Here is a 13,533-nt window from a genome sequence, read left to right as displayed (position 1 = left end):
CGCACCCGGCGGCGGCCGGGGCGTTCCCGGCCGGCCCGCCGTGCCGGTCGTGCCGCAGCCCGGCCGCCCGCCCCGGCTGCGGGTCGCGCTGCCCTCCGCGCCGGTGCCGCCCGCGCTGCCGGCCGCCCCCGTCCGTTCCGTCCCCCCGGCGCACCAGCCGCCGGTCGCACCGCCCGCACCAGCAGAAGGAACCGAATCATGACCGCAACAACTCCGCCGTCCGGGGGCCTCGACTGGCTCCTCAACGACCTGGTCGGCCGCGTCGCGACCCTTCGGCACGCGGTGATCCTCTCCAGCGACGGTCTCGCCACCGGCGTCTCCAGCGGCCTCGGCCGGGAGGACGCCGAGCACCTGGCCGCCGTCGCCGCGGGCTTCCACAGCCTGGCCAAGGGCGCCGGCCGGCACTTCCGGGTCGGCGGCGTCCGCCAGACCATGGTCGAGCTGGACGAGGCCTTCCTGTTCATCACCGCCGCCGGTGACGGCAGCTGCCTGGCCGTGCTCAGCGACGCCGAATCCGATGTGGGCCAAATCGCCTACGAGATGGCACTGTTGGTGAAGCGCGTCGGCGAGCACCTGGCCGCCGAGCCGAGGACCGAGACCACTCCGCCCGGGAGATGACCGACCGATGAGCGAGCCCGAGCCGACCGAGCCGACCGAGGGCGCCGCCCCGGGCGGCCCCAGCGGTGAGATCGCGGACGAGACGTCGGCCGACGAACCGTCGGTCGACCTGTTCGCGCCCCGCACGCCCGTGGACGACCGCTGGTTCGACGACGACGCCGGTCCGATGGTCCGGCTGTTCTCGATGACCGGAGGACGCGCCCGGCCGGTCGACGACGGCCTGTTCGACCTGATCTCGCTGGTCACCGCCGCCGGGCAGGCCCTCGCGCCCGGCGGCGCCCCCACCGATCTGCCGCTCGGCCCCGAGCACCACGCGATCATCCAGCTCTGCCGCGAAGAACCCCTCAGCGTGGCCGAGTTGGGCTCCTACACCGACCTGCCGGTGAGCGTGGTGCGGGTGCTGCTCGGCGACCTCCACGACGCCGACCTGATCAGCGTCACCCGACCCTTCCAGCTCGCCCAGCAACCGGACGAGCGCCTGCTGCGAGACGTGATCAATGGCCTCCGTGCACTCTGACGCCCCGTCGACCTCCACCACCCGCAGCGCGCCCTGGGGCGCCAACGCGGTCAAGATCCTCGTGGCCGGCGGCTTCGGCGCGGGCAAGACCACCCTGGTCGGCGCCGTCAGCGAGATCCGGCCGCTGCGCACCGAGGAGACGCTCAGCGAGCGCGGCCGCCCGATCGACGACACCGTCGGCGTCGAGGCCAAGCGCACCACCACCGTCGCGATGGACTTCGGCCGGATCGACCTCCGGCCCGGCCTCGCCCTCTACCTGTTCGGCACCCCCGGCCAGGACCGCTTCTGGTTCGTCTGGGACGAACTCGCCCGCGGCACGCTCGGCGCGGTCGTGCTGGCCGACACCCGGCGCCTGGCCGACTCCTTCCCCTCCGTCGACTACTTCGAGCAGCGCGACATCCCGTTCGTGGTCGCCGTCAACTGCTTCGAGGGCACCGAGGTGTACGCGCCGGAGGACGTCCGCGCCGCACTCGACCTGCCCGGGACGGTGCCGGTGCTGCTGTGCGACGCGCGCCGCCGCGAGGACGGCAAGGAACTGCTCGTCCGGCTGGTCGAGCATGCCGCCGAGCGGCTCGGAATCCGATTGTAGGACTGGCGGCATTGTCGCAGGTCAGCGGAGTGCCGTCCGCATGGTGAGCAGAATCTGTCTTGCTGTGCGGACCGGCCGGTACAGTGGGTTGCCTTCCGGGCACTTCGCGTGGAAGTCTCGTACTCATGCCCGCCGTTCGACGCGGGCCCGATGACACCCGCCGGGGGAGGAGCAGCGCCATGGCCGATGCGGCCCGCATAGCGGCGCTTCCCGCGCTCACCGTCCGGCGATACATCGACCAGGGTCTGATCTACAGCGCCTGCTGTCGCTGAGGCACCGCCACCATCCTGTTCCCGCGGATGTGGTGGCGGTTTCGTGCGTCCCCCGCCGATCCCCGCCGTGCTCCGGAGAGCAGCCCGTGCACCCTCGCACCCTTCTCGACCCGTTCTGGCCCTCGCGCCAGGCCCACCACTTCGATCAGACCTGTCGGCGCGCACCACGCGCCTCCCGCCCGCCGCGCTGACCCACCGTCAGCGACGGCGCGCCGGAAGCGCAGACGACGACCACCCACCGACCGTCACGCGCGAAAGAGCCCACGATGTCCTACGCCGCCACCGCGACCCCGCACCTGCGCGCGGTCCGCACCCTGCCGAACCACTCCCTCGACACCGAGCACCGCCGAGTCGCCCCGATCACCCGGCCGGCGCCCGCGATCGCCCCCGAGAGCCTGCTCGCCGGCCTCCAGGACGGCGCGGCCGTGGTCGCCGCACTGCCCCAATCCGTGCTCCCGCAGGGCCTGTTGACGCAGCTCGGCGCGAATGCGAACGCGCCGCTGGTCGGCTACCTGGTGCTGGTCCCGGCCGAGAAGGTCGCTCCCGCGCCCGCACCGGCCCCCGTCGCCGCACCCGCCCCGGTCCGGCCGTTCACCCGCCCCGCCGACAGCGGCATCTCCGTCGACCTCGACCGCCGCAACGCGTACGTCGACGGCTCGCTGCTCGACCTCACCTACCTCGAGTTCGAGCTGCTCGCCCACCTCACCGAGCACCCCCACCGGGTCCACACCCGCGACCAACTCGTGCACACCGTCTGGGGTTACGGCCACGTCGGCGACGGCCGCACCGTCGACGTCCACGTCGCCCGGCTGCGCCGCAAGCTCGGCGCCGCCTACCGCGACACCATCGTCACGGTCCGCCGGGTCGGCTACAAGTACGCGCCGGTGGCCTGAGACTCCGTACGACCGGCCCGGCGAGCCGCGTCGCCGGGGCGGTCGTGCGGCACCCGGGCGGCGGCCCGCACCGAACGGTGCGGGCCGCCGCTCTGTTGCGTGCCCGGAGAAGTGTGCGGCCGTGTCCAGGGAGCACCTCTGCTCGTTGGCCCGTGCGAGTGACGCCCGGAGGTGTTTCGGGCCGGGCCCGATCGGGAGTTCCGCCCCCGTTGAAGAGGAGTGCTGCTCGCCATGCCAACGTCAGCCGTGCGGTTCGGAGACCTGGAGATCGCCTACACGACGGAGTTCAGGCTGGGCCTGGACAGCCGGGGCAAGCGGACCAAGCTGAGCTGCTCCTTCTACCATCCGGTGCCGCCGGAGGGGTTCCACGTGCTGGGCAGCCTCGGCTTCCCCGGCCTCACCGATCCGAACGGGAAGGTCGCGGCGCTCTGCGTGCGCGACGTGGCCGGAGTGGAAGGCGACGCGCTGGCCCTCCCGAAGGACTACGAGTGGGTGTGGAACGACGCCGGCACCGGTGGCACGGACGGCTCGTGCTGGCGGCCGGTCCCGCCGCCCGGCTACCGGGCGCTGGGGAACGTGTTCGTCTACGGCCACGACAAGCCTCCGGTGGACCTGGTGCGGTGCGTCAAGGACTCGTTGACGGTGCCCGCACCCGCGGGTGACCTGATCTGGAACGACTCGGGCGGCGGGGGCAAGTACGACTTCAGCGCCTGGAAGGTCTGCGCGCCCGAGCAGTTCGTCGACGAGACGCCGGGCGCCACCAAGGCCGTGATCACGCCCGAGTCGTTCGTCGCGCTCGCCGGGTACGAAAAGCCCTCCCACGCGCCCGAGTTGAACGCGCTGTGCCTGCCCCTGTCCACCGAGCGGCCCGGGCTGTCCCCGGAGCCCCCGAGGCTGACGGGCCGCACCCGGCCGGCGCAGTCCACGCCCGCGGTGACCGACCACAGCGTGCGCGTGCCGCTGACCGCCGTCCGCGACGACGCGAAGTCGCTGGCGTGGCGGATCGAGAACTCGCCCTACTACACGATCGAGCGGCGGGTGTGGTGGTCGCTGCTGCTGTTCAACGACAACCGCACCGACACCGACCAGACCGTCGAGGACGCGGTGACCGTCGGCGTGGAGAAGTCCAGCAGCGAGACCTTCAGCAGGAGCACCGGCGTCTCGGTGAGCGCCGAGGTCGGCGTCAAGATCTTCGGCACCGGTGCGACCGTGAGCGCGACCGTGACCGGCGAGTTGGGTTACGAGTCCTCGACCTCGGTCACCGAGTTCCGCTCGCGCACCGTCACCCGCCGGCTGGTCACCCCCAAGAACACCGCCGGCGCCCTCTGGGTGGCCTCCTACGGCCTGCGGACGCTGCGGGCCGACGGCACTGTCGTGGGCTCCCAACTCAGGTTCGACGGCGACGCGTTCCACCACGCGCAATACCCCTCCAGTGAGGCGTCGTCCGGCGCCGGCATCCCGTCGCTGGCCCGGCTGGTGTCCGTGTACAGCGGCAAGGTGCTCGACGTGGCGGGCCCGAGCGCGGCGAACGGCGCGGTCGTCCACCAGTGGGAGTGGAACAACGGCGACAACCAGAAGTGGCGGATCGAGCCGGCGGGCGACGGCTACTACCGGCTGGTGTCCGTGTACAGCGGCAAGGTGCTCGACGTGGCGGGCCCGAGTACGGCGAACGGCGCGGTCGTCCACCAGTGGGAGTGGAACAACGGCGACAACCAGAAGTGGCGGATCGAGCCGGCGGGCGACGGCCGCCACCGGCTGATCGCCCGTCACAGCGGCAAGGCGCTGGACATCGCGGGGCCCAGCGCGGCCAACGGGGCGGTTGTCAACCAGTGGGAGTGGAACAACGGCGACAACCAGAGGTTCCGCCTCGAAGCCGTCACCGGCTGACTCGTTCGACGACCTGGCGGGCGGGGGTTCCGGGTGGATCCTCCGCCCGCCCCAGGGGTTCAGTCGGAGGAGACGATCTCGTTGACGAGCCAGGAGCCGAGTTCCTCGGTCATGGGTACCTGGTGCTGTGACCGCATAGGTCTCCCGAGGTGGCACCAGTGAATCGACTGGATGCCCCGTGGCAGTTCGTCCGAGGGTGTCAGAAGCGGTGCCGGGCTCGGTCGGCCCGCGAGCGGCTGCCGCTGCTCGTCCGGGTCAGTGGGTGAAGCGCGGGTCCGATGCGTCGTACTGGTATCCGCGGGACAGAACGCCCGCGACCTCGGCCTCGCCGTGTGCCTCGGCCCACGCGCGGATCAACGCCTTCGCGGCGCTGTGGCGTTCGGCCACCTCGCGCAGCGGCACCACGACTTCGGCCACCACCTCGCCCTCCGGCACGCCCTCGTCGTCGGCGGCCCCGGCGTTGCCGTCGTTCACCGCGGCAACCCTGACCCGGCGCGGTGTCCCGGGGGCGTCCGGCAGCGGGATCAGTTTGACGAAGTACGAACCCTCGAAGAAGTAGAAGTCACGGACTTCACCGTCGAGCGCCCCTGCCACCGCGGCCCCCATCGAGCCGAGCACGGAGAGAACCGCATCCGTCCACCCCGAGAACGGGAACTCCCGGCTGCCCAGCGTCAGCCAGGCCGGGCCGTCGACGAAGAGGGGATCGCGGGAGTCGACCTTGATCCGGTCCGGAACGACCTGCACGTCGAACAACTGCCACCGCTCCCGTGTACCCGAAACCGCACCAGTTGCGACCCCGGCGCAGTCTAGTTGGGCGGCCGGGCGCGTTCACGTCGTCGGGCGGCCAGGACATCGGGTTCGCCCAGGAGGAATTGGTCGGGGCACAGGTGGACGTCGTTCCTTCTCGCCCGGCACAGGATCTTCTCGCCGTTGTGGGCGGAGAGGCTGTCCAGGATCACGTAGCTACCGGCGCCGACCCGGGGGACCTGTGCGGTCAGAGCACTGGCGTCGGGCCGGGCACGCACGCGTGCCCGGCCCGGCAGGGTGCGGCGGGTCAGCGCGGGGCGCGGATGGCGTCGATGATGCGGGTCCAGTTGTCGCCGCCGTGCCCGTTGTCGACGGCGTGGCGGTAGTGGGCCTGGACGGCGAGGGGGAGGGCGAGGTCGAGGCCGAGGGTGGTGCTGGTCTCGACGATGTGGTCGGCCGTCGCGCCCATCATGGTGACGGTGCTGAGGTGGCCGGGGTGTTCGCCCGCGTCGAGGGCGGTGCCGGGGACCTGCTCGACGGCGCGCAGGATGGCGCCGATCCGGTCGGCCGAGGCGAGCAGTTCGGGCAGGGCCTCAGCGGCCTTCATACCGGCGGTTCCCAGCATCGCGGTGGCGTGCATCAGGGAGGACAGGGTGGTGAGGAACACGGCGAGTTGGGCCTGGTACATCATCTGGGCGAGGCCCGGGTCCGTGCCGAGGTAATTCGGTGTGCCGAGCAGCTCCAGCACCGCAGTATGACGCTGCATCAGTCGAGGGTCGCCGCTGTAGTAGACGTGGGCCGCCGGGGTGCCCACCATCGGCGCGGGAACCATGACGCCGCCGGTGAGGAAGTCCGCGCCGTGGCCGGCCGCCCAGGCCGCCGCCTCGCGCGAGCGGTCGGGGGTGTCGGAGCTGAGGTTGGCCAGGGTCCGGCCGGCCAGCGAGGCGGTGGAGCGGTCGAGGATGTCGTGCATCGCCCGGTAGTCGGTGAGGCTGAGGAGCACCAGGTCGCTCGCCTCCACCGCTTCGGCGGGCGTCGCGGCGAGCGTCGCCCCGGCGGCGACGAGGTCGGTGGCGCGGGCGGGGGTGCGGTTCCAGACGGTGACGGGGTGTCCGGCGGCGAGCAGGGCCCGGGTCATGGCCTGGCCCATCGGGCCGAGGCCGATCACGGTGACGGCGCTGAGCTTCTGTGGTTCGTTCACCCCTCCATGCTCGGAGGCTGCCTCCTGTTCCGGAAGTACCTACTATCTTCTGCGGTACTTACCTTTTTGTAGGGGGATCGGGATGGTCAAGGCACCGCGGCAGGGTCCGTACATCTGCGGCATCGACGCCGCGCTCGACGTGGTGAGCGGCAAGTGGAAGGGCCTGATCCTCTGGGAGCTGGACACCCACGGCGTTCGCCGCTTCGCCCAACTCCGGCGCGCGCTACCGGGGGTGAGCGAGAAGATGCTGACGCAGCACCTGCGCGAACTGGAGCAGGACGGGCTGGTCCACCGCGAGGTGTACGCGGAGGTGCCGCCCCGCGTCGAGTACTCGCTGACCGAGCAGGGGCGCACGCTCAACGAGGCGCTGCGGCCGCTCGGGCTGTGGGGGACGGAGCGGGTGCGCCGGGAAGGGCTGGGGACGGTCGCCGTCGATCAGTGATCCTCGCCCCGCAGGCCCAGGGCCTCGCGGAAGTCGTCGAGGGCGGCGTCGAAGCGGCAGGCGGCGGTGCGGAAGGTCGACCGGTCGATCAGCACCTCGGCCAGGGTTCGGCCTCCGGCGGCCGGGTCGTGCGCGTCCAGTCGACGGGCCAGTTCCACGCCCTCGTCGAACAGGGGTTGCAGCTCCGGCAGTTGCGCGGTGAAGGCGTAGGTGCGGTGCTCGCACCGGACGGTGGAACGGACGGTGAGGACGCGGTGCAGCCGGAGCAGCTCGGGCAGGTGCCGGTCCGGGGCCTCGGCCAGGGTGTTCACCTGTTCCCGCAGGGTGGCCAGGCGGTCGAAGTAGCGCTGCCCGACCTCGGCGGACCACTGCCTGGGGCCCGCGCCCGAGGGTGGACACGGGCCGTCGGAGGCCAGCCGTTCGCCGTCGGCGGCGGACCAGGACAGCAGGGTCGCCCAGAACGGCGCCTGGTCGCCGCTCCGCACCTTGCGCTCACCGGTGGTGGCCAACTCCGTCAGCGCGGCCAGCGCCGACTGCCGTGCGGCGGCCGCCCGTTCGGCGTGACCGCGGCCGTCGAGCAGTTCCGCGTACCGGACCAGCGCGTAGAAGTGGCAGGCCAGCGGGCCGCGGTCGTCCGTGGCCTCCCCCGCGTCCAGGTCGACGAGCACCTCGAACGCGGCGAGCGCTTCGTCGATGCGGCCGGCGTCGGCGAGCGTGGCGGCCCACTCCGCGAGGGACCGGGCGAGCGTGTCGAAGTCGGGCCGCAGCGGCCGGATCGCCGCCACCCACTCGGCGAGGGCGTCGGCGGCCTCGGCGTGGCGGCGCTCCTCGGCGAGGGCGGTGGCCCACAGGTGCAGCGCGCTGACGGCGGGGACTCCGGAGAGTTCGCCCGGGGGGCGCTCCATGGCGACCATCTCGGCGAGCATGGCGAGCCCTTCGGTGCGGCGGCCGAGGGCGTAGAGCTCCCGGTGGCACAGGAGGAAGGCCCTGAACAGGAGCTTCTCGCGGTCGGGTGTGCCCGGATCGATGGCCCGTGCAGCGGCCACCGCCTCCTCGCACAGCGCGAGTCGGAGCGGGTGGCTGTCCCGCAGGCCGTGCTCGTAGCTGAGCGACAGCAGGGCGTTGACCAAGCGGGGTAGGTGGGTGGCCGGGTTGACCTGGGCGAGCACCCGGTAGGCCTCGACCTCTTCGCGCCGGGTGGGCCCCGTAGTGGCGAGCAGCTTGGTCCGGGCCCGCAGAACGTCGTCCTGATCGATTGTCGGCGAGGGATTCATGACGGGGATTCTGGGCGTCCCGGACGGACCCGAACAAGGCCGGTGACCTGTGCGGTTCGTCCTACGAAAAGGCCTGTCGACCTGTCATGATGGGTGTGTCGTCGGCCCTCGGGCCTCGGCCGGGCGCAGCGGACCCACCGCCCCGGCGGGGTCGCTGCCCGGCTCTCCTCCCCACTCCCGTTCGGCGGGCGTCTTCGCCTGCCCGGCGTCCGGTCAGCGCTCGTCCGGGGGCAGCAACAGCACGGCCAGCGCCTGGGCGCAGGTCTGGGCCTGGGCGAGGGTGTGGGGGAGGGACTCGGGGGTGAGGTGGGCGGGGGTGGAGCGGAGGGCGAGGGCGAACCGGGCGGTGCGGGTGGCGTCGAGGACGGGGACGGCGAGGGTGCGGATGCCGGGGGCGGACTCGCCGTCGTTGAGGGCGTAGCCGCGTTCCCGGGTGAGGGCGAGTTCGGCGTCGAGGTCGGCGGGGTCGGTGAGGGTGCGGTCGGTGTAGGCGGGGAGCGGGCCGGGCGGCGGGCTCTCGGTGGAGGCGGGCCAGGCGAGCAGCACCTTGCCGAGGGCGGTGGAGTGCAGCGGGCGGCGCAGGCCGAGGCCGGTGGACGGCAGGACGGAGCCGCCGACCAGGATGACGGCGTGCGGGCCGGAGCGGATGGCGAGGTCTGCGGTGGCGCCGGTGCGGCGGGCGAGCTGGTCGAGTTCGGGGCCGGCCAGGTGCAGTCCGCGCTGGTGGAAGGTGAGTTGGCCGAGTTCGGCGACGGCCGGGCCGAGCCGGTAGCGGGCGGTGCGCTCGTCCTGGTCGAGGAATCCGGTGACGACCAGGGTGCGGGCGAGGCGGTGCGCGGTGGAGACCGACAGGCCCATCCGGCGGGCGAGTTCGGAAGCGCTGAGGTCGGGACCGTTGTCGTGGAAGCAGTGCAGCAGGCCGAGCGCCCGGTGGACTGCCTGGGCGCCGGCCGGCGGTGACTGCAGGGTTCCGGGGCTGGCGGGCATCGCACCTCTTAGGGAGTGGCTCAATCGGGTCAACTGGGCTGGGATTTCCAGGATATGGGGGTGATCGCCAACGGAGCATGTCGGCGGTGTTGCGGCGGCTCACCCGCACATGAACAACTGATCCCATCATCTGGCAAAGCTTGATCGAGGCCCTGGCGTCGTGGAACGCTCGACCCATCGGCCGACATCGGCAGCCACCGGCCCATCGGGCCGGTCCGACAGGAGGGAGCGCGCCGTGAACACCGTCCGGCAGCGCCCCTGCTGTTGCTGTTGAGAGCTCTCCCCCGAACTCCCTTTTCCCGTCGTGCAGTTCCCACTGTGTGGGACACCTGCGCGTTTTCCCAGACTTCCCGGAGCCCCGCCATGAGCCCCGCACCCGCCGTGCCCGGCACGCCCCCGTACCCCGACACCCTGTGGTTCACCCGTTGCCCGGTGCCCACCGCCACCGGCATCGCCGCCGATCAGGGCTGGCTGGCCGCGGAGTTCGCGGCCGACGGCATCGAGGTGCGTTCCCTGCAGGACGTCCCGCCGGAGGTCGCCGCCGACCACCACTACACGCACGCACTGGCCGGGCTGTTCCGCGAGGGCGGCAACGTGCCTGCGCTGTGGGCCCGTTCGCGTGGCGAGCGGACCCGGCTGATCGGCCTGACCTGGATCGAGGAACGCCAGACGATCCTGGTCCGGGAGGGCAGCGGCATCCGGTCCGCCGAGCAGTTGCGGGGGGCCCGGCTCGCGGTGCCCCGGCACCCGATCGGCATCGACTTCTGGCGGGCGATGGCCCTGGCCGGCCACCGCGGCGCGTTGGAATCGGCACAACTCGGCCTGGCCGACGTCGAGTTGATGGACATTCCGGCGGAGCCGGACGGCGACCAGTGGGCGGCCGAGCTGGCGGCGCTGCGGGACGGCCGGGTGGACGCCGTGTACGTGAAGGGCGCGCTGGCGGTCGAGGCCGCCCGCCGGTACGGCGCGGTGCCCGCCGTGGAGCTGGACGCGCTCGCCGACCGCCGCCACCGGGTCAACAACGGCACCCCGCGACCGATCACCGTCCACCAGCAACTGCTGGACGAACACCCCGAGTTGGTGGCCCGGTTCGTCGCCGTGCTGCTGCGGGCCGCCGACTGGGCGGCCGACCGGCCGGCCGAGGTGGCGCGGATCCTCGGCGCGGAGACCGGCGCCGGGCCGGAAGGCGTCGCCGGGGCGTACGCCGGGGGCGGGCACCGCACCCTGCACCTGGACCTGTCCGCCGAGCGCCTCGACCTGCTCGCCCAGCAGGAGCGGTTCCTGCACGCCCACGGTTTCCTCGCCGACCGGGTGGACGTCCAGGCCTGGGCCGACCCCGCGCCGCTGGCCGCCGCCCGCGCCCTGCTCGCCGCCCGTCCCTGACGCCCGTCCCCGACGTTCGTCCCTGAGACCCACCCTGACGTCCGCGCCCGACGCCCGCGCCCGACCTTCCGTGATTCCAGAGGAGAGACCCATGCGCAGCACCACTTCGCGCACCCCTGTCACCGCCACGCTCACCGCCGTCGCCGCCGCCCTGGTCCTCACCGCCTGCGGCTCGTCCGGGCCGGACGCCGCCGGCAGCGCCGACGGCAAGGGCGGCGAGGTGGTGCTCCGGGTGCCCGACCCCGGGAACTCGGGGTTCCTGGCGAAGGGGAAGAAGGACGGGTCGCTGGACCGGGCGCTGGCGGCCGTGCACGCCAAGGTGGCGTGGACGGGCAGCGCCGGGCCGTTCGCCCCGGCCGCGCAGGCGCTGAACGCCGACCAACTGGACGTCGCCCAGGGCTCGATCACCTCGGCGGTCACCGCGCTCGCCCAGAAGCCCGGCTTCAAGCTGTTCGCGCAGATCGCACCCGACGAGGCCGGCGAAGGCATCCTGGTGAAGAACGGCTCGCCGATCAAGGAGGTCAAGGACCTGGTCGGCAAGAAGGTCGCGGTCTCCCAGGGCGGCACCTCCGAGTACCTGCTGCTGAAGGCGCTGGAGAAGAACCGGATCCCGGTCGACCAGGTGCAGCGGGTCTACCTGCGGGCCGACCAGACCTCCGGGGTGTTCAACTCCGGTCAGGTGGACGCCTGGGCGACCTGGGGGACGTTCTCCATCCCGGCGATCGCCAACACCGGCGCGCACTTCCTGGTCGACGGCAAGGCCGTCGGCAGCGACAACTACGCGGTGTGGGCGGCGCGTTCGGCCTTCGCCGAGCAGCACCCCGAGGTGCTGAAGGCGTTCTACGGCTACCTGCACGAGAACGGCGCCAAGGAGAAGGCCGACCCCGCCGCCTACCTGAACGTGTTCACCGACGCCGGGCCGACCGCCGTCACCCCCGCCGAGCAGCAGGTCGCCGTCGACTTCGGCAGGAAGCGCGCCGTGGACTCGCCGATCACCGACGCGGATGTCGCCCGGTTCGCGGTGGTCGCCGGGTTCTACGCCGACCAGGGCGTCACCAAGTCGAAGGTCGACGTCAAGCCCTACCTGATCGACATCGACGCGCTCGGCGGAGCGGCGAAGTGACCGTCACCACCGCCACCTCCGTCACCACCGAGCAGGCGCAGGCCGCAGGGCTGGTCGCCCCGCGCGCCCGGACCACCGCCGACCGCCCGCGCGGCGTCTCGCTCGCCCTGCGCACCCTCGGCCCGCTCGCGCTGCTCGCCGCCTGGCAGCTCTCCTCCGCCACCGGGGTGCTGACCCCCGACGTGCTCGCCTCGCCCGGCCAGGTCGTCCAGGCCGTGGGGGAGTTGTGGGGCAACGGGCAGCTGGCCGACGCACTGTCCACCTCGCTGACCCGGGCCGCGCTCGGCCTGCTGTTCGGGGCGGGCGTCGGGCTGGTGCTCGGCGTGGTCACCGGGTTCTTCCGGCTCGGCGAGGAACTGCTCGACTCCGCCGTCCAGGTGCTGCGGACCGTCCCGTTCCTGGCGCTGGTGCCGCTGTTCATGGTGTGGTTCGGCATCACCGAGACCGCGAAGGTCGCGCTGATCGGCGTCGCCACCTCCTTCCCGATGTACGTCTCCACCTCCGGCGGCGTGCGCAACACCGACCGCAAGCTCGTCGAGGCGATGCGCAGCTTCGGCCTGTCGCGCTGGGCGGTGGTCCGCGAGGTCGTCCTGCCCGGTGCGCTGCCCGCGCTGCTGTCCGGCCTGCGGCTGTCGATGACGCTCAGCGTGATCGCGCTGATCGCCGCCGAGGAGATCAACTCCACCGAGGGGATCGGCTACTTGATGGCCCAGGCGCAGAACTTCTCGCGCACCGACGTGCTCGCCGTGTGCATCCTGATCTACGGCCTGCTGGGCCTGGCCGCCGACGGCGCGGTGCGCGTCCTGGAGCGGCTGCTGATGCCCTGGCGTCCCGTCAACGGCCGGGCGGTGGTGGGACGATGAGCGCCCCCGCCGTTCACGTCCGCGGACTGCGACGGGTGTTCGGCGCCCGCGCCGTCCTGGACGGCATCGACCTGGACATCGCCCGCGGCGAGTTCCTCGCCCTGCTCGGCGCGTCCGGCACCGGCAAGACCACGCTGCTGCGGATCCTCGGCGCACTCGACCGCGCCGACCAGGGCACCGTCCTGGTGCCGCCCGCGCGGACGGTGGTCTTCCAGGAACCCCGGCTGATCCCGTCCAAGCGGGTCCTCGGCAACGTCACCGTCGGCCTGCCGCGCGGCGAGGCCACCCGGGAGACCGGCCGGCAGGCGCTCGCCGAGGTCGGCCTCGCCGACCACGCCGACGCCTGGCCCAGCACGCTCTCCGGCGGCGAAGCGCAGCGCGCCGCACTCGCCCGGGCGCTCGTCCGCGAACCCCAACTGCTGCTGCTGGACGAGCCGTTCGCCGCTCTGGACGCGCTCACCCGGCTGCGCATGCAGGACCTGGTCGGCGACCTGTGCCGCCGGCACCGCCCCGCCGTGCTGCTGGTCACCCACGACGTGGACGAGGCGATCCGCCTCGCCGACCGGGTCGCCGTCCTGCGCGACGGCGCACTCGTCCGGGACGAGACCGTGGCCGTCGACCGCCCCCGCGACCCCGCCGACCCCGCCTTCGCGGCGCTGCGCCGCGACCTGCTCGCCGACCTCGGCGTGCACCAGGCAACCGAAGCCCACTGACTGACGCCACGTCAGATCGCAAGG

Annotated in this window: 15 protein-coding genes and 1 pseudogene; 11 read left to right on the top strand and 5 right to left on the bottom strand. The window is 72.8% G+C overall.

The genetic code is table 11. The features are described from left to right. From CG736_RS38535 to CG736_RS05475, 6 genes and pseudogenes are all read left to right on the top strand, one after another. A pseudogene (locus CG736_RS38535) lies at nt 1-202 on the top strand (DUF2330 domain-containing protein); the annotation flags it as partial. Next, nucleotides 199-618: a roadblock/LC7 domain-containing protein gene (locus CG736_RS05495; protein WP_043911107.1), complete on the top strand. Its 420-nt coding sequence runs from the start codon at nt 199-201 to the stop codon at nt 616-618. The pseudogene CG736_RS38535 and the gene CG736_RS05495, both read left to right, overlap by 4 nt. Nucleotides 619-625: 7 nt before the next feature. Further along, the gene (locus CG736_RS05490) at nt 626-1,135 is read left to right on the top strand and encodes a DUF742 domain-containing protein (protein WP_100584953.1); all 510 of its coding nucleotides are present in this window, start codon (nt 626-628) and stop codon (nt 1,133-1,135) included. Then, complete coding sequence (locus CG736_RS05485) at nt 1,116-1,724, top strand: ATP/GTP-binding protein (RefSeq protein WP_100584952.1); 609 nt, start codon at nt 1,116-1,118, stop codon at nt 1,722-1,724. The genes CG736_RS05490 and CG736_RS05485 overlap by 20 nt, the downstream gene beginning before the upstream one ends. A 538-nt stretch (nt 1,725-2,262) precedes the next feature. Further along, nucleotides 2,263-2,889 carry a winged helix-turn-helix domain-containing protein gene (locus CG736_RS05480; protein WP_063856556.1) on the top strand — a complete coding sequence of 209 codons (627 nt, stop codon included), beginning with the start codon at nt 2,263-2,265 and terminating at the stop codon, nt 2,887-2,889. Between the two features lie 231 nt (nt 2,890-3,120). After that, nucleotides 3,121-4,776, top strand: a complete 1,656-nt coding sequence (locus tag CG736_RS05475; RefSeq protein WP_157815425.1) for an RICIN domain-containing protein — start codon at nt 3,121-3,123, stop codon at nt 4,774-4,776. Nucleotides 4,777-5,031: 255 nt separating this feature from the next. Here CG736_RS05475 and CG736_RS05470 read toward each other — a convergent pair whose 3' ends face one another. From CG736_RS05470 to CG736_RS05465, 3 genes are all read right to left on the bottom strand, one after another. Continuing rightward, on the bottom strand, nt 5,032-5,529 hold the full coding sequence (locus tag CG736_RS05470) for a hypothetical protein (RefSeq protein ID WP_100584950.1): 498 nt from the start codon (nt 5,527-5,529) through the stop codon (nt 5,032-5,034). 53 nt (nt 5,530-5,582) lie between these two features. Next, complete coding sequence (locus CG736_RS35960; protein WP_157815424.1) at nt 5,583-5,735, bottom strand: hypothetical protein; 153 nt, start codon at nt 5,733-5,735, stop codon at nt 5,583-5,585. Between the two features lie 95 nt (nt 5,736-5,830). Beyond that, the gene (locus tag CG736_RS05465) at nt 5,831-6,724 is read right to left on the bottom strand and encodes an NAD(P)-dependent oxidoreductase (RefSeq protein WP_255418982.1); all 894 of its coding nucleotides are present in this window, start codon (nt 6,722-6,724) and stop codon (nt 5,831-5,833) included. A gap of 82 nt (nt 6,725-6,806) precedes the next feature. Between CG736_RS05465 and CG736_RS05460 the strand changes: the two genes are divergently transcribed. Then, complete coding sequence (locus tag CG736_RS05460; protein ID WP_100584949.1) at nt 6,807-7,166, top strand: helix-turn-helix domain-containing protein; 360 nt, start codon at nt 6,807-6,809, stop codon at nt 7,164-7,166. Here CG736_RS05460 and CG736_RS05455 read toward each other — a convergent pair. Together CG736_RS05455 and CG736_RS05450 are read right to left on the bottom strand one after the other, a co-directional pair. Next, entirely contained in the window at nt 7,160-8,440 is a 1,281-nt protein-coding gene (locus tag CG736_RS05455; RefSeq protein WP_100584948.1) for a hypothetical protein, read from the bottom strand. The genes CG736_RS05460 and CG736_RS05455 overlap by 7 nt on opposite strands. Nucleotides 8,441-8,653: 213 nt before the next feature. Next, the gene (locus tag CG736_RS05450; RefSeq protein WP_100584947.1) at nt 8,654-9,427 is read right to left on the bottom strand and encodes an IclR family transcriptional regulator; all 774 of its coding nucleotides are present in this window, start codon (nt 9,425-9,427) and stop codon (nt 8,654-8,656) included. A 363-nt stretch (nt 9,428-9,790) separates the two neighbouring features. Between CG736_RS05450 and CG736_RS05445 the strand changes: the two genes are divergently transcribed. From CG736_RS05445 to CG736_RS05430, 4 genes are all read left to right on the top strand, one after another. After that, nucleotides 9,791-10,810, top strand: coding sequence for an ABC transporter substrate-binding protein (locus CG736_RS05445; RefSeq protein WP_100584946.1), 1,020 nt, complete (start codon nt 9,791-9,793; stop codon nt 10,808-10,810). A 91-nt stretch (nt 10,811-10,901) separates the two neighbouring features. Further along, a complete protein-coding gene (locus CG736_RS05440) occupies nt 10,902-11,933 on the top strand; it encodes an ABC transporter substrate-binding protein (protein WP_100584945.1) in 1,032 nt (343 codons plus the stop codon). Then, on the top strand, nt 11,930-12,796 hold the full coding sequence (locus CG736_RS05435; protein ID WP_100584944.1) for an ABC transporter permease: 867 nt from the start codon (nt 11,930-11,932) through the stop codon (nt 12,794-12,796). Before CG736_RS05440 ends, CG736_RS05435 begins: the two co-directional genes overlap by 4 nt. Beyond that, the gene (locus CG736_RS05430; protein ID WP_100584943.1) at nt 12,793-13,509 is read left to right on the top strand and encodes an ABC transporter ATP-binding protein; all 717 of its coding nucleotides are present in this window, start codon (nt 12,793-12,795) and stop codon (nt 13,507-13,509) included. The genes CG736_RS05435 and CG736_RS05430 overlap by 4 nt, the downstream gene beginning before the upstream one ends. The last annotated feature ends 24 nt before the right edge of the window (nt 13,510-13,533 follow it).

Source organism: Kitasatospora sp. CB02891 (genome assembly GCF_002803145.1).
In the GTDB taxonomy this organism is placed as follows: domain Bacteria; phylum Actinomycetota; class Actinomycetes; order Streptomycetales; family Streptomycetaceae; genus Kitasatospora; species Kitasatospora griseola.
Note: the sequence above shows the minus strand (reverse complement) of the source record. Positions and strands in the feature narration are given on the sequence as shown.

What these genes read in the sequence shown, in the direction of transcription:
- CG736_RS05495 (WP_043911107.1), top strand. Translation starts at nt 199, where the DNA reads ATGACCGCAACAACTCCGCCGTCCGGGGGCCTCGACTGGCTCCTCAAC.
- CG736_RS05490 (WP_100584953.1), top strand. Translation starts at nt 626, where the DNA reads ATGAGCGAGCCCGAGCCGACCGAGCCGACCGAGGGCGCCGCCCCGGGC.
- CG736_RS05485 (WP_100584952.1), top strand. Translation starts at nt 1,116, where the DNA reads ATGGCCTCCGTGCACTCTGACGCCCCGTCGACCTCCACCACCCGCAGC.
- CG736_RS05480 (WP_063856556.1), top strand. Translation starts at nt 2,263, where the DNA reads ATGTCCTACGCCGCCACCGCGACCCCGCACCTGCGCGCGGTCCGCACC.
- CG736_RS05475 (WP_157815425.1), top strand. Translation starts at nt 3,121, where the DNA reads ATGCCAACGTCAGCCGTGCGGTTCGGAGACCTGGAGATCGCCTACACG.
- CG736_RS05460 (WP_100584949.1), top strand. Translation starts at nt 6,807, where the DNA reads ATGGTCAAGGCACCGCGGCAGGGTCCGTACATCTGCGGCATCGACGCC.
- CG736_RS05455 (WP_100584948.1), bottom strand. Translation starts at nt 8,440, where the DNA reads ATGAATCCCTCGCCGACAATCGATCAGGACGACGTTCTGCGGGCCCGG.
- CG736_RS05450 (WP_100584947.1), bottom strand. Translation starts at nt 9,427, where the DNA reads ATGCCCGCCAGCCCCGGAACCCTGCAGTCACCGCCGGCCGGCGCCCAG.
- CG736_RS05445 (WP_100584946.1), top strand. Translation starts at nt 9,791, where the DNA reads ATGAGCCCCGCACCCGCCGTGCCCGGCACGCCCCCGTACCCCGACACC.
- CG736_RS05440 (WP_100584945.1), top strand. Translation starts at nt 10,902, where the DNA reads ATGCGCAGCACCACTTCGCGCACCCCTGTCACCGCCACGCTCACCGCC.
- CG736_RS05430 (WP_100584943.1), top strand. Translation starts at nt 12,793, where the DNA reads ATGAGCGCCCCCGCCGTTCACGTCCGCGGACTGCGACGGGTGTTCGGC.